This is a genomic window from Burkholderia sp. 22PA0099 (genome assembly GCF_047497165.1).
Taxonomy (GTDB): domain Bacteria; phylum Pseudomonadota; class Gammaproteobacteria; order Burkholderiales; family Burkholderiaceae; genus Burkholderia.
This window is the reverse complement of the sequence record NZ_CP163165.1, coordinates 4,207,470-4,232,728: the sequence shown is the minus strand read 5'-3', so window position 1 is coordinate 4,232,728 and position 25,259 is coordinate 4,207,470. Positions and strand designations below refer to the sequence as shown.

At 63.6% G+C, this 25,259-nt stretch carries 18 protein-coding genes and 4 tRNA genes; 20 read left to right on the top strand and 2 right to left on the bottom strand.

Annotated elements, in window-relative coordinates; all coding sequences use genetic code 11:
* The first annotated feature begins 607 nt into the window (after positions 1-607).
* The 13 genes from AB4851_RS34305 to rpoC all read left to right on the top strand — a co-directional run bounded on the left by AB4851_RS34305 (position 608) and on the right by rpoC (position 14,538).
* Positions 608-693, top strand: a tRNA-Tyr gene (locus AB4851_RS34305).
* Between the two features lie 38 nt (positions 694-731).
* Positions 732-805 (top strand) — tRNA-Gly (locus AB4851_RS34300).
* Between the two features lie 26 nt (positions 806-831).
* Positions 832-906 (top strand) — tRNA-Thr (locus tag AB4851_RS34295).
* A gap of 62 nt (positions 907-968) precedes the next feature.
* Entirely contained in the window at positions 969-2,159 is a 1,191-nt protein-coding gene (gene tuf / locus AB4851_RS34290; RefSeq protein ID WP_414443665.1) for an elongation factor Tu, read from the top strand.
* A 57-nt stretch (positions 2,160-2,216) separates the two neighbouring features.
* Positions 2,217-2,292, top strand: a tRNA-Trp gene (locus AB4851_RS34285).
* Positions 2,293-2,331: 39 nt separating this feature from the next.
* On the top strand, positions 2,332-2,712 hold the full coding sequence (secE, locus tag AB4851_RS34280; protein ID WP_414443666.1) for a preprotein translocase subunit SecE: 381 nt from the start codon (positions 2,332-2,334) through the stop codon (positions 2,710-2,712).
* A 1-nt stretch (position 2,713) separates the two neighbouring features.
* Complete coding sequence (gene nusG, locus AB4851_RS34275) at positions 2,714-3,271, top strand: transcription termination/antitermination protein NusG (protein ID WP_414443667.1); 558 nt, start codon at positions 2,714-2,716, stop codon at positions 3,269-3,271.
* A gap of 144 nt (positions 3,272-3,415) precedes the next feature.
* Entirely contained in the window at positions 3,416-3,847 is a 432-nt protein-coding gene (rplK, locus tag AB4851_RS34270) for a 50S ribosomal protein L11 (RefSeq protein ID WP_414443668.1), read from the top strand.
* Entirely contained in the window at positions 3,848-4,549 is a 702-nt protein-coding gene (gene rplA, locus AB4851_RS34265) for a 50S ribosomal protein L1 (RefSeq protein ID WP_414443669.1), read from the top strand. It begins immediately after the preceding gene.
* A 296-nt stretch (positions 4,550-4,845) separates the two neighbouring features.
* The gene (rplJ, locus tag AB4851_RS34260; protein ID WP_414450523.1) at positions 4,846-5,343 is read left to right on the top strand and encodes a 50S ribosomal protein L10; all 498 of its coding nucleotides are present in this window, start codon (positions 4,846-4,848) and stop codon (positions 5,341-5,343) included.
* Between the two features lie 54 nt (positions 5,344-5,397).
* The gene (gene rplL / locus AB4851_RS34255) at positions 5,398-5,769 is read left to right on the top strand and encodes a 50S ribosomal protein L7/L12 (protein ID WP_414443671.1); all 372 of its coding nucleotides are present in this window, start codon (positions 5,398-5,400) and stop codon (positions 5,767-5,769) included.
* 375 nt (positions 5,770-6,144) lie between these two features.
* Complete coding sequence (gene rpoB / locus AB4851_RS34250) at positions 6,145-10,254, top strand: DNA-directed RNA polymerase subunit beta (protein ID WP_414443672.1); 4,110 nt, start codon at positions 6,145-6,147, stop codon at positions 10,252-10,254.
* Positions 10,255-10,275: 21 nt separating this feature from the next.
* Positions 10,276-14,538, top strand: a complete 4,263-nt coding sequence (rpoC, locus tag AB4851_RS34245; RefSeq protein ID WP_414443673.1) for a DNA-directed RNA polymerase subunit beta' — start codon at positions 10,276-10,278, stop codon at positions 14,536-14,538.
* Between the two features lie 103 nt (positions 14,539-14,641).
* On the opposite strand, the gene AB4851_RS34240 is transcribed toward rpoC, so the two are convergent.
* Positions 14,642-15,601: a LysR family transcriptional regulator gene (locus AB4851_RS34240; RefSeq protein ID WP_414450522.1), complete on the bottom strand. Its 960-nt coding sequence runs from the start codon at positions 15,599-15,601 to the stop codon at positions 14,642-14,644.
* Between the two features lie 190 nt (positions 15,602-15,791).
* On the opposite strand from AB4851_RS34240, the gene AB4851_RS34235 reads away from it, so the two are divergent.
* The 7 genes from AB4851_RS34235 (at position 15,792) to AB4851_RS34205 (ending at position 24,133) form a co-directional block, all read left to right on the top strand.
* Positions 15,792-17,105, top strand: coding sequence for an MFS transporter (locus AB4851_RS34235; protein WP_414450521.1), 1,314 nt, complete (start codon positions 15,792-15,794; stop codon positions 17,103-17,105).
* Positions 17,106-17,182: 77 nt separating this feature from the next.
* Positions 17,183-18,415: a Zn-dependent hydrolase gene (locus AB4851_RS34230; RefSeq protein ID WP_414450520.1), complete on the top strand. Its 1,233-nt coding sequence runs from the start codon at positions 17,183-17,185 to the stop codon at positions 18,413-18,415.
* 37 nt (positions 18,416-18,452) lie between these two features.
* Positions 18,453-19,478 (top strand): histone deacetylase family protein, encoded by a 1,026-nt coding sequence (locus AB4851_RS34225; protein WP_414450519.1) that lies wholly within the window; start codon positions 18,453-18,455, stop codon positions 19,476-19,478.
* Between the two features lie 285 nt (positions 19,479-19,763).
* Positions 19,764-20,942, top strand: a complete 1,179-nt coding sequence (locus tag AB4851_RS34220) for a porin (RefSeq protein ID WP_414450518.1) — start codon at positions 19,764-19,766, stop codon at positions 20,940-20,942.
* Positions 20,943-21,083: 141 nt separating this feature from the next.
* Positions 21,084-22,412 carry an MFS transporter gene (locus AB4851_RS34215; RefSeq protein WP_414450517.1) on the top strand — a complete coding sequence of 443 codons (1,329 nt, stop codon included), beginning with the start codon at positions 21,084-21,086 and terminating at the stop codon, positions 22,410-22,412.
* A gap of 28 nt (positions 22,413-22,440) precedes the next feature.
* A complete protein-coding gene (locus AB4851_RS34210; RefSeq protein WP_414450516.1) occupies positions 22,441-23,211 on the top strand; it encodes a class II aldolase/adducin family protein in 771 nt (256 codons plus the stop codon).
* A gap of 1 nt (position 23,212) precedes the next feature.
* Positions 23,213-24,133 carry a 2-hydroxyacid dehydrogenase gene (locus AB4851_RS34205; protein ID WP_414450515.1) on the top strand — a complete coding sequence of 307 codons (921 nt, stop codon included), beginning with the start codon at positions 23,213-23,215 and terminating at the stop codon, positions 24,131-24,133.
* Between the two features lie 32 nt (positions 24,134-24,165).
* Here the strand turns inward: AB4851_RS34205 and AB4851_RS34200 are convergent, their stop codons facing one another.
* Entirely contained in the window at positions 24,166-25,125 is a 960-nt protein-coding gene (locus AB4851_RS34200; protein WP_414450514.1) for a LysR family transcriptional regulator, read from the bottom strand.
* Positions 25,126-25,259: the final 134 nt, after the last annotated feature.

Below are 25,259 nucleotides of genomic sequence, written 5' to 3'. Positions count from 1 at the left end.
TCGGCCGCAGAACACGCGCTCGTATCGCGCGCCTGTCGAGCTCCGACCTCGTCGCCGGCAGACCCTTGTGGATCGTACCCTCAGGCTCTGCAGCCTGGCCGTCCACCAGGTCCGGAGAGGCCTGGCGGTCCCACAACGTGTTGCTCGGTTGTGGATGCCCGTTGGGGCCCGCTGCGCGCGCTTCCGGCACATTCAGAGAACGTCTACGTTGCCCACGGCGCTGCACTCCAGCTCTCCGCAATCTCGCGTTCACCGTTTCAATCTGCCGCCGCGCCTCAAACTTTCCGCCGCAACACATCAGCATCAAAAAAACTTTCGAAAAACGCGGTTTACCACTTGGCTTATTCGTCGTGACCCCTTATGATTCACGTCTTTCCAATTTTCTGAGAAGCTTTCCAGAGATTGGAATGACGGTCTGGGCGGGTTGATTTCCGCTCCGGTCGCCAGGTTTGATGAATCGCGACGCTTTTACAGGGTGTCGAATCACGAAGCGTCAAGCAGGCGGTCGGCATGATATGTCGAGCGCAAGTGCTGCCAACGAGATAAAAAATCTCCTCAGAGTACTTGACACAAGGTCGGCATAGAATCATAATCGTCAGTTCTCTACGGAGGGGTGCCCGAGTGGCTAAAGGGGGCAGACTGTAAATCTGTTGGCTTACGCCTACGTTGGTTCGAATCCAACCTCCTCCACCAGACAAATAGAGCGGTAAAGGGATCGTTAAGTGGCCCGTGCGGGTGTAGCTCAATGGTAGAGCAGAAGCCTTCCAAGCTTACGACGAGGGTTCGATTCCCTTCACCCGCTCCAAGTTCTACGCAGTAAGTACTTGTTTCGCCCATGTGGCTCAGTGGTAGAGCACTCCCTTGGTAAGGGAGAGGTCGGCAGTTCGATCCTGCCCATGGGCACCAGCAGGTTGTCAGTGTCTGTTTGCGCGCCGCGCAATATGTGAAATTCCTTACGGGAGTTGAAAATGGCCAAGGGAAAGTTTGAGCGGACCAAGCCGCACGTCAACGTTGGTACGATCGGTCACGTTGACCACGGCAAGACGACGCTGACGGCAGCAATCACGACGGTGCTGACGAAGAAGTTCGGCGGCGAAGCGAAGGCCTACGACCAGATCGACGCGGCACCTGAAGAAAAGGCGCGCGGCATCACGATCAACACGGCACACGTCGAGTACGAAACGGCTAACCGCCACTACGCACACGTCGACTGCCCGGGCCACGCTGACTATGTGAAGAACATGATCACGGGCGCGGCGCAGATGGACGGCGCGATCCTGGTTTGCTCGGCAGCAGACGGCCCGATGCCGCAAACGCGCGAGCACATCCTGCTGGCCCGTCAGGTTGGCGTTCCGTACATCATCGTGTTCCTGAACAAGTGCGACATGGTGGACGACGCTGAACTGCTCGAACTGGTCGAGATGGAAGTTCGCGAACTCCTGTCGAAGTACGACTTCCCGGGCGACGACACGCCGATCGTGAAGGGTTCGGCCAAGCTGGCGCTGGAAGGCGACACGGGCGAGCTGGGCGAAGTGGCGATCATGAACCTGGCCGACGCACTGGACACGTACATCCCGACGCCGGAACGCGCCGTTGACGGCCTGTTCCTGATGCCGGTGGAAGACGTGTTCTCGATCTCGGGTCGCGGCACGGTGGTGACGGGTCGTATCGAACGCGGCATCGTGAAGGTCGGCGAAGAACTCGAAATCGTCGGCATCAAGGACACCGTGAAGACGACCTGCACGGGCGTCGAAATGTTCCGCAAGCTGCTGGACCAAGGTCAAGCAGGCGACAACGTCGGTATCCTGCTGCGCGGCACGAAGCGTGAAGACGTGGAGCGTGGTCAAGTTCTGGCGAAGCCGGGCTCGATCAAGCCGCACACGCACTTCACGGCTGAAGTGTACGTGCTGAGCAAGGACGAAGGCGGCCGTCACACGCCGTTCTTCAACAACTACCGTCCGCAGTTCTACTTCCGTACGACGGACGTGACGGGCTCGATCGAACTGCCGAAGGACAAGGAAATGGTCATGCCGGGCGACAACGTGTCGATCACGGTGAAGCTGATCGCTCCGATCGCCATGGAAGAAGGTCTGCGCTTCGCAATCCGCGAAGGCGGCCGTACCGTCGGCGCCGGCGTCGTTGCAAAGATCCTCGCCTAAGCCAGTTAGTCGTTGATCAATCGCTTTGGGGCTGGAATTGTCCAGCCTCATTGTTACAGGGGCATAGCTCAACTGGCAGAGCGTCGGTCTCCAAAACCGAAGGTTGGGGGTTCGATTCCCTCTGCCCCTGCCAAATCGCCACGTTCATACGTGGCATTTGTTTTAAGGTGTTATGGCGAATCCATCCGTCGAAACTGTAAATACCTCCGGCGATAAGCTGATGCTGGGCCTGGGCGTATTGTTGGTCTTGGCCGGATTTGCGGGCTTCTTCCTGCTTGGCGGCAAGGAGTGGTACATCCGCGGCGTCGCACTGGCAGTAGGAGTCATCGCTGGTGTCGCAGTCGCCCTGATGTCGCTTCCGGGCAAGAATTTCATCGCCTTCGCTAAAGATTCCTACCGGGAAGTGCGCAAGGTCGTTTGGCCGACGCGCAAGGAAGCCACACAAACCACGCTGGTCGTGTTCGGGTTTGTGCTGATCATGGCACTCTTCCTTTGGCTTAGCGATAAGTCGATCGAATGGGTAATTTTCTCGGCCATTCTGGGATGGAAATGATATGAGTGATACTCCGGCATCCCCGAGCGGAAAACGTTGGTACGTCGTGCACGCCTACTCCGGCATGGAGAAGAGCGTGCAGCGCGCGCTTCAAGAGCGTGTCGACCGTGCCGGCATGCAAGACAAGTTTGGCCAGATCCTGGTGCCGACCGAAGAGGTCGTCGAAGTCCGGGGTGGTCACAAGGCAGTGACAGAGCGTCGTTTCTTCCCCGGCTACGTGCTGGTGGAAATGGAAATGACGGATGAAACGTGGCACCTCGTCAAGAACACGGCGAAGGTGACCGGTTTTGTCGGTGGTGCACGTAACCGCCCGAGCCCGATTTCCCCGCGCGAAGTCGAAAAGATCATGTCGCAAATGCAGGAAGGCGTGGAAAAGCCGCGCCCGAAGACCCTGTTCGAAGTAGGCGAGATGGTCAGGGTCAAGGAAGGCCCGTTCACCGACTTCAACGGCACTGTCGAAGAAGTGAACTACGAGAAATCGAGAGTGCGCGTGTCGGTCACGATTTTCGGTCGTGCAACGCCGGTCGAGCTCGAGTTCGGTCAGGTCGAAAAAGTCTGAGTTTCAAGTGGGCGGCCTTCGGGCTGCCCACCGTCGCGATTACGGTCCGCATCATTGACCGTTGAGGAGCGCCAGTAGTCCGCACGGACGAACCCGCGTTATCACTCACCGGACGCCAGCCTGGCGTTCCAACGAGGTTTTCAAATGGCAAAGAAGATTATCGGCTTTATCAAGCTGCAGATCCCTGCAGGTAAAGCCAACCCGTCGCCGCCGGTCGGTCCGGCACTGGGCCAACGCGGCCTGAACATCATGGAGTTCTGCAAGTCGTTCAACGCGCAGACTCAAGGCATGGAACCGGGTCTGCCGGTTCCGGTCGTGATCACGGCATTCGCGGACAAGAGCTTCACGTTCGTGATGAAGACGCCGCCGGCGACCGTCCTGATCAAGAAGGCAGCGAAGATCGACAAGGGTTCGGCCAAGCCGCACACCGACAAGGTCGGTTCGATCACGCGCGCTCAAGCTGAAGAAATCGCAAAGACCAAGATGCCTGACCTCACGGCAGCGGATCTGGACGCAGCAGTTCGCACCATCGCAGGCAGCGCACGCTCGATGGGCATCACCGTGGAGGGCGTGTAAATGGCCAAGATCTCGAAGCGCCGTCAGGCATTTGCCGCTAAGGTCGACCGTGAAAAGCTGTACGCGATCGAAGACGCACTGGCACTCGTGAAGGAATGCGCGAGCGCGAAGTTCAACGAATCGATCGACGTGGCAGTCCAGCTCGGCATCGACGCGAAGAAGTCGGACCAAGTGGTCCGCGGTTCGGTCGTGCTGCCGGCAGGTACCGGCAAGTCGGTGCGTGTCGCCGTGTTTGCTCAAGGCGAAAAGGCTGAGCAAGCACGTGCCGCCGGCGCTGAAATCGTCGGTATGGAAGACTTGGCAGAGCAGATCAAGGCCGGCCAGATGGATTTCGACATCGTGATCGCTTCGCCGGACACGATGCGTATCGTCGGTACGCTCGGCCAGATCCTTGGCCCGCGCGGCCTGATGCCGAACCCGAAGGTCGGTACGGTTACGCCGGACGTCGCCACCGCAGTGAAGAACGCGAAGGCGGGTCAGGTTCAGTTCCGTGTGGACAAGGGCGGTATCATCCACGCAACGATCGGCCGTGCGTCGTTCGAATCGGCAGCACTGCGCAGCAACCTGTCGGCGCTGATCGAAGCGCTGCAAAAGGCCAAGCCGGCGACCAGCAAGGGTGTGTACCTGCGCAAGGTCGCTCTGTCGAGCACGATGGGCGTCGGCGTTCGCGTCGACCAGGGCTCGATCGCAGCGCAGCAGTAATCGAAGTATTTGGGTCGCTTTGCGGGTGCGAGGCGGCCTGACAAGGGCTTTGGGCGGTTGCCCGGCGCGTGAGCGTCAGGTGACCGGTTATCAAAGACCGTTGGTGGGAGGCAGCAGTCAGGCATCCCTTAATTCAAGCCAACGCAGATGGCGAACCCGAACAAGTTTTGTAGTGGTGAAGCCGATGGTGCGGAGCGATCCGGGCCGGCGGCGGAAATACTCCTGACGACTCGGACGCCGTTGTTGAACGAGGTACGAAAGGCTCGCGCCGATCGTATCGTTTCTGGAGGCTGACCGTGCCGCTTAATAGAGAAGACAAGCAAGCCGTCGTGGCTGAGGTTTCCGCGCAAGTCGCGAAGGCCCAGACCGTTGTGCTGGCTGAGTATCGTGGAATTGCGGTTGGCGATCTGACCAAGCTGCGCGCGCAAGCGCGTGAAAAGCAGGTGTACCTGCGCGTGCTGAAGAACACCCTGGCACGCCGCGCAGTTGAAGGTACGCCGTTTGCTCCGCTGGCAGAGCAGATGACTGGCCCGTTGATCTACGGCATCTCGGAAGATGCAATTGCTGCTGCGAAGGTCGTGAACGACTTCGCCAAGAGCAATGACAAGTTGGTCATCAAGGCTGGTTCGTTCGATGGCAAGGTGATGGACAAGGCCGCTGTGCAAGCGCTGGCCACCATCCCGAGCCGCGAAGAACTGCTCTCGAAGCTGCTGTTCGTCATGCAGTCGCCTGTTGCTGGCTTTGCGCGTGCCCTGGCCGCGCTGGCAGAAAAGAAGCAGGCCGAAGCTGCATAACGTCCGCGTCACAGATCGCTGGCTGTATTCGCATTCAATTTAGGAGTATTTCACATGGCAATCGCAAAAGAAGACATCCTGGCAGCAGTCGAAGGCATGACTGTTCTGGAACTGAACGAGCTGGTCAAGGCGTTCGAAGAGAAGTTTGGCGTGTCGGCAGCTGCAGTGGCAGTCGCAGGCCCGGCAGGCGGCGCAGCTGCTGCAGTCGAAGAGAAGACCGAGTTCTCGGTTATCCTGGCTGAAGTGGGCGCCAACAAGGTTTCCGTGATTAAGGCTGTTCGCGAACTGACGGGCCTGGGCCTGAAGGAAGCGAAGGACCTGGTCGACGGCGCACCGAAGCCGGTCAAGGAAGGCGTTGACAAGGCTGCTGCTGACGAAGCCAAGAAGAAGCTGGAAGAAGCAGGCGCAAAGGTCGAAATCAAGTAAGTTTCGATTTGCTGCGCGAAGGCTGGCGGTTTTATACCGCCGGCCTTTTTGTGCTTTGTGGGGACGGTGTTTTGACACTCAATTTCTGTGTCAAGATGGATGGCCCCAGAAGTCAAAGAAAACCGCCGTTACGACATGAAATGCGTGACAGCCGGCGATTTTCTTTGTCTTCTGAAGCGACTGCAGAAGGCAAGTTTGGTCGGGTAGCGGGCAACACAGGCATCCGCTGCCGTCAGCCAGCGGTTGGTAGCGGCCAACCACCAAGCTTCTAGGCTCGAGCCGCCGCACGGCATTCGAGTCTCAGTCGGTGAACACTCGGGTTTGACACGTCCAGGTATCCCGCCTCGATAGCGCCCGTCGTGATTCGGAGATCGTATGCAATATTCCTTCACCGAGAAGAAGCGTATTCGCAAGAGTTTCGCGAAACGCTCCATCGTTCACCAAGTTCCTTTCCTGCTGGCTACTCAGCTTGAATCATTCAGCACGTTTCTGCAAGCCGAAGTGTCTGCAGCACAACGCAAGTCTGAAGGTCTGCAGGCTGCCTTTACGTCGGTCTTTCCGATCGTTTCCCACAACGGTTTCGCACGTCTCGAATTCGTGAGCTATGCGTTGTCGTCGCCGGCATTCAACATCAAGGAATGTCAGCAACGTGGTCTCACCTATTGTTCGGCCCTGCGCGCGAAGGTTCGCCTCGTGCTGCTCGACAAGGAATCGCCGAACAAGCCCGTCGTCAAGGAAGTGAAGGAGCAGGAAGTGTACATGGGCGAAATTCCGCTCATGACGCCGACCGGCTCGTTCGTCATCAACGGTACCGAGCGCGTGATCGTCTCGCAGCTCCACCGTTCGCCCGGCGTGTTCTTCGAACACGACAAGGGCAAGACCCACAGCTCGGGCAAGCTGCTGTTCTCGGCACGGATCATTCCGTACCGCGGCTCGTGGCTCGACTTCGAATTCGACCCGAAGGACATCCTGTACTTCCGCGTCGACCGTCGCCGCAAGATGCCGGTGTCGATCCTGCTGAAGGCCATCGGCCTGACGCCGGAACAGATCCTCGCGAACTTCTTCGTGTTCGACAACTTCACGCTGATGGCCGAAGGCGCACAGATGGAGTTCGTGCCGGAGCGTCTGCGCGGTGAAGTCGCGCGCTTCGACATCTCGGATCGCGAAGGCAAGGTCATCGTCCAGAAGGACAAGCGGATCAACGCGAAGCACATTCGCGATCTCGAAGCCGCCAAGACCACCTTCATCTCGGTGCCGGAAGACTATCTGATCGGCCGCGTGCTGGCGAAGAACGTCGTCGACGGCGATACCGGTGAAGTCATCGCGAACGCGAACGACGAGATCACCGAAACCGTGCTGGACAAGCTGCGCGACGCGAAGATCAAGGACATCCAGACGATCTACACGAACGATCTGGATCAAGGTCCGTACATCTCGTCGACGCTGCGTGTCGACGAAACGGCTGACAGAACGGCCGCGCGTATCGCGATCTACCGCATGATGCGTCCGGGTGAGCCGCCGACGGAAGAAGCCGTCGAGGCGCTGTTCAACCGTCTGTTCTACAGCGAAGACGCCTACGACCTGTCGAAGGTCGGCCGCATGAAGTTCAACCGACGTGTCGGCCGCGACGAAATCGTCGGCCCGATGACGCTGCTGGACGACGACATCCTCGCGACGATCAAGATCCTGGTCGAGCTGCGCAACGGCAAGGGCGAAGTGGACGATATCGACCACTTGGGCAACCGTCGCGTGCGTTGCGTCGGCGAACTGGCGGAAAACCAGTTCCGCGCCGGCCTCGTGCGTGTCGAACGCGCCGTCAAGGAACGCCTCGGCCAGGCCGAAAGCGAAAACCTGATGCCGCACGACCTGATCAACTCGAAGCCGATTTCGTCGGCAATCCGCGAGTTCTTCGGTTCGTCGCAGCTGTCGCAGTTCATGGACCAGACCAACCCGCTGTCGGAAATCACCCACAAGCGCCGTGTTTCCGCACTGGGCCCGGGCGGTTTGACGCGTGAGCGCGCAGGCTTCGAAGTTCGTGACGTGCACCCGACCCACTATGGCCGTGTGTGCCCGATCGAAACGCCGGAAGGTCCGAACATCGGCCTGATCAACTCGCTGGCGCTGTATGCCCACCTGAACGAATACGGCTTCCTCGAGACGCCGTACCGCAAGGTGACGGACAGCAAGGTGACCGACCAGATCGATTACCTGTCGGCGATCGAAGAAGGCCGTTACGTGATCGCGCAGGCGAACGCATCGGTGGACGAAGTGTCGGGCGAACTGACCGACGAACTCGTCTCGGCGCGTGAAGCCGGCGAAACCATGATGGTCACGCCGGACCGCATCCAGTACATGGACGTGGCGCCGTCGCAGATCGTCTCGGTGGCGGCCTCGCTGATTCCGTTCCTCGAACACGATGACGCGAACCGTGCATTGATGGGTTCGAACATGCAGCGTCAGGCCGTGCCGTGTCTGCGTCCGGAAAAGCCGGTCGTCGGTACGGGCATCGAGCGTACCTGCGCGGTCGACTCGGGCACGACGGTTCAGGCCGAACGCGGCGGTGTGGTCGACTACGTCGACGCGGGCCGTATCGTGATTCGCGTGAACGACGACGAAGCGGTGGCGGGTGAGGTCGGTGTCGACATCTACAACCTCATCAAGTACACGCGTTCGAACCAGAACACGAACATCAACCAGCGTCCGATCGTGAAGATGGGCGACAAGGTTGCGCGTGGCGACGTGGTGGCCGATGGCGCCTCCACCGATCTGGGCGAGCTCGCGCTCGGCCAGAACATGCTGATCGCGTTCATGCCGTGGAACGGCTACAACTTCGAGGATTCGATCCTGATCTCGGAGAAGGTCGTGGCGGACGATCGCTACACGTCGATCCACATCGAAGAGCTGAACGTGGTCGCTCGCGACACGAAGCTCGGACCTGAGGAAATCACGCGCGACATCTCGAACCTGGCGGAAGTCCAGCTCGGTCGTCTCGACGAATCGGGCATCGTCTACATCGGCGCGGAAGTCGAAGCGGGCGACGTGCTGGTCGGCAAGGTCACGCCGAAGGGCGAAACCCAGCTGACGCCGGAAGAAAAGCTGCTGCGCGCGATCTTCGGCGAGAAGGCTTCGGACGTGAAGGATACGTCGCTGCGCGTGCCGTCGGGCATGAGCGGCACGGTGATCGACGTGCAGGTGTTCACGCGCGAAGGCATCGTGCGCGACAAGCGTGCGCAACAGATCATCGACGACGAACTGAAGCGCTATCGCCTGGACCTGAACGACCAGCTGCGCATCGTGGAAGGCGACGCGTTCCAGCGTCTGGCGCGGATGCTCGACGGCAAGGTCGCCAACGGCGGCCCGAAGAAGCTCGTCAAGGGCACCAAGCTCGACCAGGCCTACCTGTCGGATCTCGACCACTATCACTGGTTCGATATTCGTCTGGCCGACGAGGAAGCGGCGGCACAGCTCGAAGCGATCAAGAACTCGATCGAAGAAAAGCGCCACCAGTTCGACCTCGCGTTCGAAGAGAAGCGCAAGAAGCTCACGCAAGGCGACGAACTGCAGCCTGGCGTGCTGAAGATGGTCAAGGTGTACCTGGCGGTCAAGCGTCGCCTGCAGCCTGGCGACAAGATGGCAGGTCGTCACGGCAACAAGGGTGTGGTCTCGAAGATCGTGCCGGTGGAAGACATGCCGTACATGGCGGACGGTCGTCCGGCAGACGTCGTGCTGAACCCGCTGGGCGTGCCGTCGCGGATGAACGTGGGTCAGGTGCTCGAAGTGCATCTGGGCTGGGCCGCGAAGGGTCTCGGCTGGCGAATCGGCGAAATGCTGGCGCGTCAGGCGAAGATCGAAGAGCTGCGTGTGTTCCTGACCAAGATCTACAACGAGTCGGGCCGCGCGGAAGACCTCGAAAGCTTCAGCGACGACGAAATCGTCGAACTGGCGAAGAACCTGCGCGAAGGCGTGCCGTTCGCCACGCCGGTGTTCGACGGTGCGACCGAAGAAGAAATGTCGAAGATGCTCGATCTGGCATACCCGGACGACATCGCGCAGAACCTCGGCATGACGCCTTCGAAGAACCAGGTGCGCCTGTACGACGGCCGCACGGGCGAGGCATTCGAGCGGACCGTGACGGTCGGCTACATGCACTACCTGAAGCTGCACCACTTGGTCGACGACAAGATGCACGCGCGTTCGACCGGCCCGTACTCGCTCGTCACGCAGCAGCCGCTGGGTGGTAAGGCGCAGTTCGGTGGCCAGCGCTTCGGTGAAATGGAAGTGTGGGCACTCGAAGCCTACGGCGCGTCGTACGTGCTGCAGGAAATGCTGACGGTGAAGTCGGACGACGTGAACGGCCGGACGAAGGTGTACGAAAACCTCGTCAAGGGCGACCACGTGATCGACGCGGGCATGCCGGAATCCTTCAACGTGTTGGTGAAGGAAATCCGCTCGCTCGGTATCGACATCGACCTCGACCGCAACTAATCGGACTACGGAGAGAAAGCAATGAAAGCTCTGCTCGATCTATTCAAGCAAGTCCAACAGGAAGAAGTTTTCGACGCGATCAAGATCGGTCTGGCTTCGCCGGACAAGATCCGTTCGTGGTCGTTCGGCGAGGTCAAGAAGCCGGAAACGATCAACTACCGCACGTTCAAGCCGGAGCGGGATGGTCTGTTCTGCGCGAAGATCTTCGGGCCGATCCGCGACTACGAATGCCTGTGCGGCAAGTACAAGCGTCTGAAGCACCGCGGCGTGATCTGCGAGAAGTGCGGCGTCGAAGTGACGCTGGCCAAGGTGCGTCGCGAACGCATGGGCCACATCGAACTGGCCTCGCCGGTCGCGCACATCTGGTTCCTGAAGTCGCTGCCGTCGCGTCTGGGCATGGTGCTCGACATGACGCTGCGCGACATCGAACGCGTGCTGTACTTCGAAGCCTACGTGGTCATCGAACCGGGCATGACGCCGCTGAAGGCGCGGCAGATCATGACCGAAGAGGATTACTACAACAAGGTCGAGGAATACGGTGACGAATTCCGCGCCGAGATGGGCGCGGAAGGCGTGCGCGAGCTGCTGCGCGCGATCAACATCGACGAACAGGTCGAGACGCTGCGCACCGAGCTGAAGAACACCGGCTCGGAAGCGAAGATCAAGAAGTACGCGAAGCGCCTGAAGGTGCTCGAGGCATTCCAGCGTTCGGGCATCAAGCCCGAGTGGATGATTCTCGAAGTGCTGCCGGTGCTGCCGCCGGAACTGCGTCCGCTGGTGCCGCTGGACGGCGGCCGTTTCGCGACGTCGGACCTGAACGATCTGTATCGCCGCGTGATCAACCGGAACAACCGTCTGAAGCGTCTGCTCGAGCTGAAGGCGCCGGAGATCATCGTCCGCAACGAAAAGCGGATGCTGCAGGAAGCCGTCGATTCGCTGCTCGACAACGGCCGCCGCGGCAAGGCGATGACGGGCGCCAACAAGCGTCCGTTGAAGTCGCTCGCCGACATGATCAAGGGCAAGGGCGGCCGGTTCCGTCAGAACTTGCTGGGCAAGCGCGTCGACTACTCGGGCCGTTCGGTCATCGTGGTCGGCCCGACGCTGAAGCTGCACCAGTGCGGTCTGCCGAAGCTGATGGCGCTCGAACTGTTCAAGCCGTTCATCTTCAACAAGCTCGAAGTGATGGGTGTCGCTACCACCATCAAGGCTGCGAAGAAGGAAGTCGAGAACCAGACGGCGGTGGTGTGGGACATCCTCGAAGAGGTGATCCGCGAACACCCGGTGATGCTGAACCGCGCGCCGACGCTGCACCGTCTGGGCATCCAGGCGTTCGAGCCGGTGCTGATCGAAGGCAAGGCAATCCAGCTGCACCCGCTCGTCTGCGCGGCGTTCAACGCCGACTTCGACGGTGACCAGATGGCCGTGCACGTGCCGCTGTCGCTCGAAGCGCAGATGGAAGCGCGCACGCTGATGCTGGCGTCGAACAACGTCCTGTTCCCGGCCAACGGCGATCCGTCGATCGTGCCGTCGCAGGATATCGTGCTCGGCCTGTATTACGCGACGCGTGAAGCCGTCAACGCCAAGGGCGAAGGCATGACCTTCACGGGCGTGTCGGAAGCGCTGCTGGCGTACGAGAACAAGGAAGTCGAGCTGGCTTCGCGCGTGAACGTGCGGATCACGGAAATGGTCCACAACGAGGACAAGTCGGAAGGCGCACCGCAGTTCGTGCCGAAGATCTCGTTGTACGCCACCACCGTCGGCCGCGCGATCCTGTCGGAAATCCTGCCGGCCGGCCTGCCGTTCTCGGTGCTGAACAAGCCGCTGAAGAAGAAGGAAATCTCGCGACTGATCAACACCGCGTTCCGCAAGTGCGGCCTGCGCGCGACCGTCGTGTTCGCCGATCAACTGATGCAATCGGGCTTCCGTCTCGCGACGCGCGCCGGCATCTCGATCTGCGTGGACGACATGCTCGTGCCGACGCAGAAGGAAGTGATCGTCGGTGACGCCGCGAAGAAGGTGAAGGAATACGACCGTCAGTACATGTCGGGTCTCGTCACCGCGCAGGAACGCTACAACAACGTGGTCGACATCTGGTCGGCGACGTCGGAAGCGGTCGGCAAGGCGATGATGGAGCAGCTCTCGACGGAGCCGGTGGTCGATCGCGACGGCAAGGAAACGCGCCAGGAATCGTTCAACTCGATCTACATGATGGCCGACTCGGGCGCGCGGGGTTCCGCGGTGCAGATTCGTCAGCTGGCCGGTATGCGTGGCCTGATGGCGAAGCCGGACGGCTCGATCATCGAGACGCCGATCACGGCGAACTTCCGCGAAGGCCTGAACGTGTTGCAGTACTTCATCTCGACCCACGGTGCACGTAAGGGTCTGGCTGATACGGCACTGAAGACGGCAAACTCGGGTTACCTGACGCGTCGTCTGGTCGACGTCACGCAGGATCTGGTGGTGGTCGAGAACGACTGCGGCACGTCGAACGGCGTGGCGATGAAGGCGCTCGTGGAAGGCGGTGAAGTGGTCGAAGCGCTGCGCGACCGGATTCTCGGCCGCGTCGCGGTGGCTGACGTCGTCAACCCGGAAACGCAGGAAACGCTGTACGAGAACGGCACGCTGCTCGATGAAACGGCGGTCGAGGAAATCGAACGCCTCGGCATCGACGAAGTGCGCGTGCGCACGCCGCTGACCTGCGAAACGCGTTATGGCCTGTGCGCAGCCTGCTACGGCCGCGACCTGGGTCGTGGCTCGGCGGTGAACGTCGGCGAAGCGGTCGGCGTGATCGCGGCGCAGTCGATCGGCGAACCGGGCACCCAGCTGACCATGCGTACGTTCCACATCGGTGGTGCGGCATCGCGTGCGGCAGTCGCCTCGTCGGTCGAAGCGAAGAGCAACGGTACGGTCCGCTTCACGGCGACCATGCGTTACGTCACCAACGCGAAGGGCGAGCAGATCGTCATTTCGCGTTCGGGCGAAGCCATGATCACCGACGATCTGGGCCGCGAGCGTGAACGTCACAAGATCCCGTACGGCGCGACGCTGCTGCGTCTCGACGGCGACGTGATCAAGGCCGGCACGCAACTGGCCACGTGGGACCCGCTGACGCGTCCGATCATCACCGAGTACGGCGGTACGGTGAAGTTCGAAAACGTCGAGGAAGGCGTGACGGTCGCCAAGCAGATCGACGACGTGACGGGCCTCTCGACGCTGGTCGTGATCGACGTGAAGCGCCGCGGTTCGCAAGCGGCGAAGAGCGTGCGGCCGCAGGTCAAGCTGCTCGACGCGGCTGGCGAGGAAGTGAAGATCCCGAACACCGAGCACTCGGTGCAGATCGGCTTCCAGGTCGGCGCGCTGATCACGGTGAAGGATGGCCAGCAGGTGCAGGTGGGTGAAGTGCTCGCACGTATCCCGACCGAAGCGCAGAAAACGCGTGACATTACCGGCGGTCTGCCGCGTGTCGCGGAACTGTTCGAAGCGCGTTCGCCGAAGGACGCCGGCATTCTGGCGGAAGTCACCGGCACGACGTCGTTCGGCAAGGACACGAAGGGCAAGCAGCGTCTCGTCATCACGGATCTCGAAGGCAATCAGCACGAGTTCCTGATCGCGAAGGAAAAGCAGGTGCTGGTCCACGATGCTCAGGTCGTCAACAAGGGCGAAATGATCGTGGACGGCCCGGCCGATCCGCACGACATCCTGCGTCTGCAGGGTATCGAGGCGCTGTCGCGCTACATCGTCGACGAAGTGCAGGACGTGTACCGTCTGCAGGGTGTGAAGATCAACGACAAGCACATCGAGGTGATCGTTCGCCAGATGCTGCGTCGTGTGCAGATCACCGACAACGGCGATACGCGCTTCATCCTGGGTGAACAGGTCGAGCGTTCGGACATGCTGGACGAAAACGATCGCATGATCGCGGAAGGCAAGCGTCCGGCGTCGTACGACAACATCCTGCTGGGTATCACGAAGGCGTCGCTGTCGACGGATTCGTTCATCTCGGCGGCATCGTTCCAGGAAACGACGCGCGTGCTGACGGAAGCGGCGATCATGGGCAAGCGCGACGATCTGCGTGGCCTGAAGGAAAACGTGATCGTCGGTCGTCTGATCCCGGCCGGTACCGGTCTTGCGTTCCACAAGGCGCGCAAGAACAAGGAAGTGTCGGATCGCGAGCGTTTCGATCAGATCGCGGCGGAAGAAGCCTTCGACTTCGGCATCCCGGAAACCCCGGCTGCCGAAACGCCCGACGCAGTCGAGTCGCAGCAGCACCCGAGCGCGGAGTAAGCGGGAGCGGCGCCAAGCCGCTTTCGATGGTCCGCCCATCAGAACCGCCCGGTTTCGACCGGGCGGTTTTTTTTCGTCCGTCGCTTTTGCAACGCGGCCCTGACTATTTCGCGCCGAGCCGCTCCGCGAACGAATAACGCCGCATATGGCGCTCCATGCTTTCGAGAAACGCGAGATCGGCCGCGTTCATCTTGCGTTCGCGCCGCCACAGCAGGAACACGTCCACGTCGACCAGCCCCTCGTCGGGCGGCAGCCGCCAGAGCCGTTGCTGGGCCAGGTCGTCGCGCACGATGTGCTCGGGCAGGCAGCCGATGCCGTAACCCGCGAAGATCAGCCGGCGCACTTCGTCGAGGCTCGGCGAGGATGCGACGATGCGGCCCGTGAAGCCCTTCTGGTCGCGGAACACCGTGAGCGGCGAGAGGCTGTCGCCGAGCTGATCGCTCGTAAACGACACGAAGTTCTCGGCGAGCAGGTCGTTCATCGTCAGTTGCGACTTGCCGAACAGGCGGTGGTGGCGGCCGCAGAAGATCGCGTAGCGCTGCCGCAGGAACGGCCGCATCTCGAGCTTGTCGTGCGGGTTGCGGCACAGGCCGAGGCCCGCCGTCGCCGTTTTCTGCAGCAGCGAGGAAATGATGTCGGACGAGCGCATGACCTCGATCTGCAAATCGATGCGCGGATAGGTGCGATGAAACTCGGCGAGGAATTCGTCGTAGACGGGCGATTCGATGCGGCTGATGGTCAGCAGGCGGATCGAGCCGGTGATGTCGGCGGTGCGGTCGTCGAGCTCGGAGTCGAGCCGCGAGATCGTGCCGTACAGGTCGCCGGCGATCCGGTAGACGGCCTCGCCGGCGGCGGTGGGCGCGAAGTACGGGCCGCGGCGCTCGATCAGGCGGTGTTCGAGCGCGTCCTCCAGCCGCTTCAGTGCCTGGCTCACGGCCGGCTGCGTGACGTGCAGACGCGCGGCGGCGCGGCTCAGGCTGCGCTCCTGCATGATCACGAGGAAGGTGCGCAGCAGGTTCCAGTCGAGACGGTCGTTCAGGAAGCGGGTGAAGTCGGTGCGCATCGCGGTTCCGGAGGGTGGCGATCAAACTATAAGTTTGATTTATGCGCTGAATAATAACTTGAAATTTGACTAATGATTTCTGGCTATCGATAAAGGCGGCGTGCGCGGTGCATCGAAACGCCGCGCACGCCGACCCGTGACAAGCGCGCCCGGGGCCTTCCGGGCCGCCGCCGGCGCATCAGGAGCCAGCATGACCCCCCAATCCGCCAGCACCCGCCAGCCCGCCCGCGCGGCGACCGCCGCGTTCATCGGCACGATGATCGAGTGGTACGACTTCTATATCTACGCCACGGCCGCCGCGCTCGTGTTCGGCGAACTGTATTTCCCGTCGGGCGATCGCTTCGTCAGCACCATGGCGTCGTTCGCGACGTTCGCGGTGGGCTTCTTCGCCCGCCCGATCGGCGGCATCATCTTCGGCCATCTCGGCGACCGGATCGGCCGCAAGAAAGCGCTGATGACCACGCTGATGATGATGGGCGCGGCCACCGTGTGCGTCGGGCTGCTGCCCGATTACGCCACGGTCGGCGTGCTCGCGCCGGTGCTGCTGGTGTTGCTGCGCGTGGTGCAGGGCATCGCCGTGGGCGGCGAGTGGGGCGGCGCGGTGCTGATGGCCGGCGAACATGCGCCCGAAGGCCGGCGCACGTTTTTCGCGTCGTTCGCGCAACTGGGCAGCCCGGCCGGCCTGATCCTGTCGCTGATCGCGTTTCGCGCCGTCACCTCGATGGACAAGGCCGCGTTCCTGTCCTGGGGCTGGCGCCTGCCGTTCCTCGCCAGCGCGGCGCTGCTGATCGTCGGCATCCTGATCCGGCTCGGCGTGAACGAGTCGCCCGAATTCGCGCGGCTGCGCGAGGCCAAGCGCACCGCCAAGCTGCCGATCGCCGAGGTGTTCCGGTCGGCGTGGGGCCTGGTGCTGCTCGGCATCGGCGCGAACACCATCGGCATCGCCGGCGTGTATTTCACCAACACGTTCATGATCGCGTACACCACGCAGTACGTCGGCGTGACGCGCTCGATGATCCTCGACTGCCTGTTCGTGGTGGCGGTGATCCAGTTGCTGTCGCAGCCGTGCGCGGCGTGGCTCGCCGAGCGCATCGGCGGCGCGCGCTTCCTGAAGCTGGCCGCGTTGCTCGCGATGGCCTCGCCGTATCCGATGTTCGCGCTGGTGCAGCACGGCACAACGGTGTCGATGGTGATCGGCATTGCGCTGGCGGTGATCTGCATGGCCAGCTTCTACTCGGTGATCGCCGGCTTCATCAGCGGCATCTTCCCCACCCATATCCGCTATTCGGCGATCTCGCTCGCCTACCAGGTGTGCGGCGCGATCGCCGGCGGCCTGACGCCGCTGGTCGGCACCTGGCTCGCGCATCGCTACACCGGCCAATGGTGGCCGCTGGCGGTGTTCTACACCTGCCTGGCCGGGATCTCGCTGCTTTGCATCGTCGCGCTCGACGCGCGGCGCGCCGTGAGCCGCGATGCGGCCGAGGCGCTGACGAGCCGCGGCTGACCGGCCCGGCTCGATTTTCCGGGGCTTCCCCGCACCTTCTCGCACGATAAGCAATCCGTGATTGCTCAGGAACACGAATGGAATCGCAACTGAATGTGGACGGCGCGCGCCTCTGGCGCAGCCTGATGGAGATGGCAAAGATCGGCGCGACCGCACGCGGTGGCGTGCGCCGGCTGGCATTGACCGACGAAGACCGGCGCGGGCGCGAGCTGTTCGCGCAATGGTGCCGCGAGGCCGGCATGACGGTGAGCACCGACGCGGTCGGCAACCTGTTCGCGCGGCGCGCCGGTCGTGATCCGGAAGCCGCGCCGGTGCTGGTCGGTAGCCATCTCGACACGCAGCCCGAGGGCGGCCGCTTCGACGGCGTGTACGGCGTGCTGGCCGGCCTCGAACTGGTGCGCGCGCTGAACGACGCGAAGATCGACACGGCTCGCCCGATCGAGATCGTTTCGTGGACCAACGAGGAAGGTGCGCGCTTCACGCCCGCGATGCTCGGCTCCGCCGTGTTCACGGGCGCCACCGCGCTCGATGCGGCGCTGGCCACGCGCGACGCCGACGGCATCGTGCTCGGCGACGCGCTCGACGCCTGCGGCAGCCGCGGCACGCGCGAGCGCGGCGCGGTGGATGCCTACTTCGAGGCGCACATCGAGCAAGGCCCGGTGCTGGAGGCGAACGGCACGACGATCGGCGTGGTGACGGGCGGCCAGGCGATCCGCTGGCTCGACGTGACGGTGACGGGCGTGGCCGCCCACGCGGGCACGACGCCGATGCCGTATCGCAAGGACGCGCTGTTCGCGAGCGCGCAGATGGCGCTCGAACTCGAACGGATCATCGCCGGCTACGCGCCGCGCGGCCTCGCCACGATCGGCCAGACCACCATCCCGAACGCTTCGCGCAACACCATCGCGGGGCAGGTCGGCTTCACCGTCGACCTGCGCCATCACGACGACACCGAGGTCGATGCGATCGAGCGCGACCTGCGCACGGCGTTCGAGCGCATCGCGGCGCAACGCGGCCTGCGCGTCGAGATCGCCACCTATTGGCGCAGCCCGGCCACGCCGTTCGACGCTGCATGCGTGGCGCTCGTGCAGCAGGCCACCGATGCGCTCGGCTATTCGAACGAGCGGATCGTCAGCGGCGCGGGGCACGACGCGATCCTGATGGCGCGTCATTACCCCACCGCGATGGTGTTCATTCCCTGCGTCGACGGCCTCTCGCACAACGAAGCCGAAGACGCCTTGCCCGGCGACGTGACCGCCGGCGCCAACGTGCTGCTGCACGCCGTGCTCGCGCGCGCCCTGGCGCGCTGATGCGTCACGCGAAGCGGCCCGATATTACGGAGAACCGATGAAAACCTATTTCCATCCCGAGCAGTCGCTGCACCATCCGCGCACCTATCTGTCGCGTGGCCAGATGCGCGAGCCGCAGGAAGTGCCCGAGCGCGCGGCGCGGCTCGTCGCGGCCGCCCGCTCGCTCGATTTCGAGGTGCTCGAACCGGCCGACCACGGCACCGCGCCGATCGCCGCCGTGCACGACATGAACTACCTGCGTTTCCTCGAAGAAGCGCACCGCGACTGGACCCGGATGCCCGACGATTGGGGCAACGAAGTGATGTCGAACATCTACGTGCGCGAGGGCAATCCGCTGCGCGGCGTGCTGGCCCAGGCGGCGCGCTATCTGGCCGACGGCAGTTGCCCGGTCGGCGAGCATACGTGGCGCTCGGCGTACTGGTCGGCGCAGAGCGCGCTGGCCGCGGCCGACACGGTGAACGGTGGCGCGCGCGAGAGCTGGGCGCTGTGCCGGCCGCCCGGCCATCATGCGCGGCGCGATGCGGCCGGCGGCTTCTGCTATCTGAACAACGCCGCGATCGCCGCGCAATCGCTGCGCGAGCGCTTCGGCCGCGTCGCGATCCTCGATACCGACATGCACCACGGCCAGGGCGTGCAGGAAATCTTCTATGGCCGCGACGACGTGCTCTACATCTCGATCCACGGCGATCCGACCAACTTCTATCCGGTCGTCGCCGGCTACGAGGACGAAGCCGGCAGCGGCGACGGCTATGGCTACAACGTGAACCTGCCGATGCCGCACGGCGCTTCCGAGGCGGTGTTCTTCGAGCGCGTGGACGACGCGCTGCGCGTGCTCAAGCGCTTCCAGCCCGACGCGATCGTGCTGGCGCTCGGCTTCGACATCTATCGCGACGATCCGCAATCGAAGGTGGCCGTTACCACCGAGGGCTTCGGCCGGCTCGGCGGCGCGGTCGGCGCGTTGCAGTTGCCCACCGTGATCGTGCAGGAAGGCGGCTATCACATCGAGAGCCTCGAAGCGAACGCGCGTGCGTTCTTCGGCGGTTTCGGCGAGGCGCGCCGCTGATGGTCGGATAGCAGAACGAAACGTTCGCGCACGCTCGGGCGCGGCGCCGGAGGCAGGTTTCTGCTTCCGGCGCCGCGCTTTTTTGTGCCTGCCGTTTCGCGAGCGCCGTCTTGGCAAGGATGAACGCCATTAATACTGACGATGAGTAAACGGCATTGTACGTAGCGTTATTGGCGCTCGATAACTGACACCCGTGCCGCCGATGCCCGCATCGTCCGTCATGAACTTCGCACTCCCAATCGAATTTCAAATCGAATCTCAACCACACGCGCCATGCGACCCACCATGAAACTCAACAAGCCTCTTTGCCTCGGCGTCGCCCTGCTGGGCGCGACCGTCGCTCACGCGCAAAACTCGGTCACGCTGTACGGGATCGTCGACCAGGGCATCGCCATCAATACCAACGCGGGCGGCAGCCGCCAGTTCGCGCTGACCAGCGGCAACGCATCGGGCAGCCGCTGGGGCCTGCGCGGCCGCGAGGAGCTGGGCGGCGGGCTGGTTTCGCTGTTCGTGCTCGAAGGCGGCTTCAACGGCTCGACCGGCGCGCTCGGCCAGAACGGCGACCTGTTCGGTCGGCAGCTCTACGTCGGGCTCGGCTCGGCGCGGTTCGGCACCGTGACGGCCGGCCGCCAGTATCTGCCGAACGCCGATATGGTCGGCATCTACACGGCCGGCGAGGATTGGGCGCTGTCGGGCGCGGGCTACGGCGCCCACCCGGGCGATCTCGACGATCTCGACGGATCGTTCCGTGTCAACAACGCGCTGAAGTACGTGTCGCCGGTATGGGCCGGCTTCAATGTGGAAGCGCTCTACAGCTTCGGCGGCGTGGCGGGCAGCACCGCGCGCAACCAGATCTACGGCGTGGGTGTGGGTTACCAGGGCGGCCCGCTGAAGGCCGCCGCCGCCTACACGCTGGCGCGCAACCCGAACTTCTCGCTGTTCGGCAACAAGGCCAACGACAGCGCCACCGGCAGCAACATGGCCAGCCCCGTCTACAGCGGCTATGCGAGCGCGGGCACGCAGCAGATCGTCAATGCGGGCGGCGCCTACACGTTCGGCGCGGCCACCTTCGGCGCGGTGTACAGCAACACGCGCTTCAACAACCTCGGCGCTACCGCCGTGGCCGGCTCCACCACGCAGATGCCGGGCGGCAGCGTGGCGTTCAACACGTTCGAACTGAATACGAAGTACCTGATCACGCCGGCGCTGCAGGTGGCCGCGTCGTACGCATACACGCGCAGCAGCAGCGTGAACGGCCGCGAGGGCGCGAAGTACGGGCAGCTCGACGTCGGCGTGGATTACTCGCTGTCCAAGCGCACGGACCTGTACGCCGTCAGCATCTATCAGTTGGCGACGGGCACCGATTCGACGGGCCGCAAGGCGGTGGCGGCGGTGGCGTTCGCGACGCCGTCGTCGAACAGCCATCAGCTCGTCACGGTGGCCGGAATCCGGCACCGCTTCTGATGCGGCGCGGAGCATGAACGCGATTCATGCTTCGCATAAGAAATCAGCATTTTACGTAGCGATATTGGCCACCGATAAATGCGCAAAGCCGCGCGGCCTCGGTGCTCCGATGCCATGCAGCGCTCCGACCAAGGATTCCCGATGACTTCCCCCGTTGCTCAACGCCAGCCGGTCCGCGCCGCACTCGCCGCGTTCTTCGGCACGACGATCGAGTTCTACGATTTCTACACCTACGCGACGGCCGCCGCGCTCGTGCTCGGCGACGTGTTCTTTCCGACCCGCGACCCGTTCGTCAGCACGCTGGCGTCGTTCGCGACGTTCGCCGTGGGCTTCGTCGCGCGCCCCTTGAGCGGCGCCGTGTTCGGCCATTGGGGCGATCGCCTCGGCCGCAAGAAGATGCTGATTCTCACGATGTTCCTGATGGGCGTGGCGACCACCGGCATCGGCCTGCTGCCGTCGTACGCGTCGATCGGCGTGGCGGCGCCGGTGATCCTGATCCTGCTGCGCATCCTGCAGGGCATCGCCGTGGGCGGCGAGTGGGGCGGCGCGGTGCTGATGTCGAGCGAGCACGCCGCGCCGGGGCGCAAGACGCTGTTCGCGTCGATTCCGCAGATGGGCAGCCCGGCCGGGTTGCTGCTGTCGCTGATCTCGTTTCGCCTGGTGTCGTCGCTCGATCACGACGCGTTCGTGTCGTGGGGCTGGCGCCTGCCGTTCCTGGCCAGCTTCGTGTTGCTGGTGGTCGGCGTGGTGGTGCGCATGGGCGTGAACGAATCGCCCGAATTCGAGCAGGCCAAACGCGAGAACCGGCGCGTGAAGGCGCCCGTGACCGAAGTGCTGCGCGGCTACTGGAAGCCGATCCTGTACGCGGCCGCGGCCACCACCATCGGCTCGGCCGGCTTCTTCTTCACGAACACGTTCATGATTTCGTACGTCACGAGCTTCCTGAAGATGCCGAAGCCGCTGATCCTCGATTGCCTGTTCGCGGTGACGCTCATCCAGCTCGCCTCGCAACCGGTGTCGGCGCTGCTCGCGCAACGCTTCGGCGACGCCCGCTTCCTGGCCTGCGCCGCGCTGCTGTCGATCTTCACGCCGTACCCGATGTTCGTGCTCGTCAACAGCCAGCAGCCGGTGCTGATCGTGGCCGGCATCGCGCTCGCGGTGGTGGTGCTGTCGGCCGTGTATGCGGTGATCGCCGGCTTCATGACGCGCGCGTTCCCGACCCATCTGCGCTATTCGGGCATCTCGATCGCCTATCAGCTGTGCGCCACCGTGGCCGGCGGCACCACGCCGCTGATCGGCACGGTGGTTGCGCAGCATTACCGCGGCCAGTGGCTGCCGCTGGCGCTGTTCTTCTCGTTGCTGTCGGCCATCTCGCTGGTAGGCATCCTTGCGCTGGCGCGCTATCAGCGGCGCTTCCCGCCGACGCAGCCGGTTCATCCGGCCGCCGCCCGCACCGTTCAGGTTTCCTGATTGTTTTTCTCTTCCTGCAAGCGATTTCATGCACACCGCACCCCATCACATTCCGGACTCCGAATGGACGGCGCGCGTCGAACTGGCCGCGCTGTATCGGCTCGTCGCGCATTTCGGCATGACCGACATGATCGACACGCACATCACCGCGCGCGTGCCCGGCCCCGAGCATCATTTCCTGATCAACCGCTACGGCGTGCTGTTCCATGAAATGCGCGCCTCCGATCTGATCAAGATCGACGGGCAGGGGCGCGTCGTCGAGCCGATCGTCGAGGACGATCCGGCGCGCTATCGCGTCAACGCGGCCGGCTTCACGATCCATTCGGCGATCCATCAGGCGCGGCCCGACCTGCAGTGCGTGATTCACACGCATACGGCGGCCGGCTCGGCCGTGTCGGCGCAGCAGCAAGGCCTGCTGCCGATCAGCCAGCACGCGCTGAAGTTCTACGAGCGGCTTGCGTATCACGACTACGAGGGCATCGCGCTCGATCTGGGCGAGCGCGAGCGGTTGATTCGCGACCTCGGCCCGCACAGTGCGATGATCCTGCGCAATCACGGGTTGCTGGTGGCCGGCCGCTCGGTGCCGGCCGCGTTCCAGAACATCTATTTCCTCGAACTCGCGTGCCAGATCCAGGTGCGCGCGATGGCCGGCGGCGCGGCGTTGAGCCAGCCGTCCGAGGCCGTGTGCCGGCTGGCCGCCGAGCAATTCGACCGCGACGAGGCCGAGGCGATCATCGCGCTGCAATGGCAGGCGGCGTTGCGGCTGATCGACGGCGGCGCCACCGACTACCGAAGCTGACATGACGCGCATCGCCTTTCTCAGCGACGGCTTCGACCTGTCGCCGTTGCTCGCGCCGCTGCGCGAACGCTTGCCGGGGCTGCGCATCGCGGGCGTCGACACCGATCCGCATGACGCCGACATCGCCGTGTGCTGGCGGCCGCCGTCCGGCGCGCTGGCACGGCTGCCGTCGCTGCGGCTCGTGCACAGCATCGCGGCCGGTGTCGATCACATCCTGGCCGACCCGGCCTTGCCCGCCGTGCCGGTGTGTCGCGTGGTCGATCCGACGCACGCGCAGGGCATGGGCGAATTCGTGATGTGGGCCGTGCTGCATTTTCATCGCGGGCTCGATCGCGTACTGGCCAACCAGCGCGAGCGCCGCTGGCTGCGCTATCCGCAAGTGGCGGCCGGCGAGCGCAGCGTGGGCGTCATGGGGCTCGGCGTGCTCGGCCAGCATGTGGCGCGACAGCTTGCCGATGCCGGCTTTCGCGTGCGCGGCTGGTCGCGCGAGCGCAAGACGATCGACGGCGTGGAGACGTTCGGCGCCGATGGGTTCGACGCGTTCCTGGCCGGCAGCGAGTTGCTCGTCTGCCTGTTGCCGCTGACGCCCGAGACGCGCGGCATCGTCGATCGCCGCCTGCTGGCCCGGCTGCCACGCGGCGCGAAGCTGATCCACGTGGGGCGCGGCGAGCATCTGGTGCCGGCCGACGTGCTGGCTGCATTGCAGGACGGCACGCTCGGCGGCGCGGTGATCGACGTGTTCGAGCGCGAGCCGCTGCCCGAGGACGATCCGTTCTGGTGCGCGCCGAACCTGATCGTCACGCCGCACATGGCGTCGGTGGCGAGCTTCGAGCAGATCGCCGAGCAGATCGCCGCCAACGTGCGGCGCTTGCGCGACGGCGCGCCGCTGGCGAATCAGGTGGACGTGCTGCGCGGATATTGAGCGGAGCGTGCGTTGCCGAGGGCGCGCCGGGCTTACTGCGCTGCGTCGTCGGTCTTGCCGCCGCCCTGCGCGAACGCGCGGATTCGTTCTAGAAACACGGCCTCCGCCGCGCGCGGCTTGCGGTCGGCCGCCCACAGCAGCATCACGTCGAGGTCGGCCACGCCGTCGGCGGGCGGCAGCCGCATCATGCGGCCTGCTTCCACCTGCGCTTGTCCGACGTGCTCGGGCAGGCTGCCGATGCCGAATCCGGCCACGATCAGCCTCACCATTTCGGCCATGCTGGCCGAGGTCGCCACGATGCGCCCGGCCAGCCCGTGTTGGTCGCGGAACACACTCAGCACCGACAATGACGCGCCAAGCTGATCTCCCGCAAACGATACGAAATTCTCGTCGCGCAGGTCGTCGACGCCCAGCCCCGACTGCCCGAACAGACGATGGCGCCGCCCGCAGAACAGCGCGTAGCGCTGCGGCATGAACAACTGCTGCGCGATCTTCCCGTCGACGTGCCGGTTCAGACTCAACGCGGCCGTGGCCGTGTGCTGGAGCAGGGCGCTCGGCACGTCGGCGCTGCGCATCACCTGCACGTCGAGATCGATATCGGGGTAGTCGCGATGGAAGTCGCCGAGGAAATCGTCGTAGGCCTCCGACTGCACGCCGCTGACGGTGATCAGGCGCACCAGCCCCGACACGTAGTGATCGCCCACGCCTTCGTCGCTGGCGAGACGCGAGATGCTGCCGTAGATTTCCTCGGCGATTTCGCGCACCTCGTGGCCGGCTCGCGTGATGTCGATGCGTGGGCCGCTGCGCTGTACGAGCTTGCGGCCGAGCTGCTCCTCGAGCCGCCGCAACGCATGGCTGACGGCCGGTTGCGTGATGTGCAGGTGCGCCGCGGCGCGGCTCACGCTCTGTTCGCGTGCGATCACGAGGAAGGTCCGGAGCAGGTTCCAGTCGAGCCGGTCGTTGAGCAATGCGGCGCGTACGCTGCGAGTCATCGCGGCCTCCGGAAGCGAAAAAATGCCGAATTATAGGGGCGCCGTTTTTGCCTGTGCATCCGTTGTTTCGAGATGGACCGGATGCTATGGTCGCTGCTCGACATCTTTCTGATTCAGGCCGGCGCGCTTGAACC

Coding starts and splice junctions, on each gene's coding strand:
- AB4851_RS34215 (WP_414450517.1), top strand. CDS start 21,084: ATGACTTCCCCCGTTGCTCAACGCCAGCCGGTCCGCGCCGCACTCGCC.
- nusG (WP_414443667.1), top strand. CDS start 2,714: ATGAGTGATACTCCGGCATCCCCGAGCGGAAAACGTTGGTACGTCGTG.
- AB4851_RS34235 (WP_414450521.1), top strand. CDS start 15,792: ATGACCCCCCAATCCGCCAGCACCCGCCAGCCCGCCCGCGCGGCGACC.
- rpoC (WP_414443673.1), top strand. CDS start 10,276: ATGAAAGCTCTGCTCGATCTATTCAAGCAAGTCCAACAGGAAGAAGTT.
- rplL (WP_414443671.1), top strand. CDS start 5,398: ATGGCAATCGCAAAAGAAGACATCCTGGCAGCAGTCGAAGGCATGACT.
- AB4851_RS34240 (WP_414450522.1), bottom strand. CDS start 15,601: ATGCGCACCGACTTCACCCGCTTCCTGAACGACCGTCTCGACTGGAAC.
- AB4851_RS34210 (WP_414450516.1), top strand. CDS start 22,441: ATGCACACCGCACCCCATCACATTCCGGACTCCGAATGGACGGCGCGC.
- AB4851_RS34220 (WP_414450518.1), top strand. CDS start 19,764: ATGAAACTCAACAAGCCTCTTTGCCTCGGCGTCGCCCTGCTGGGCGCG.
- AB4851_RS34225 (WP_414450519.1), top strand. CDS start 18,453: ATGAAAACCTATTTCCATCCCGAGCAGTCGCTGCACCATCCGCGCACC.
- AB4851_RS34200 (WP_414450514.1), bottom strand. CDS start 25,125: ATGACTCGCAGCGTACGCGCCGCATTGCTCAACGACCGGCTCGACTGG.
- AB4851_RS34205 (WP_414450515.1), top strand. CDS start 23,213: ATGACGCGCATCGCCTTTCTCAGCGACGGCTTCGACCTGTCGCCGTTG.
- secE (WP_414443666.1), top strand. CDS start 2,332: ATGGCGAATCCATCCGTCGAAACTGTAAATACCTCCGGCGATAAGCTG.
- rplA (WP_414443669.1), top strand. CDS start 3,848: ATGGCCAAGATCTCGAAGCGCCGTCAGGCATTTGCCGCTAAGGTCGAC.
- rplK (WP_414443668.1), top strand. CDS start 3,416: ATGGCAAAGAAGATTATCGGCTTTATCAAGCTGCAGATCCCTGCAGGT.
- rpoB (WP_414443672.1), top strand. CDS start 6,145: ATGCAATATTCCTTCACCGAGAAGAAGCGTATTCGCAAGAGTTTCGCG.
- AB4851_RS34230 (WP_414450520.1), top strand. CDS start 17,183: ATGGAATCGCAACTGAATGTGGACGGCGCGCGCCTCTGGCGCAGCCTG.
- tuf (WP_414443665.1), top strand. CDS start 969: ATGGCCAAGGGAAAGTTTGAGCGGACCAAGCCGCACGTCAACGTTGGT.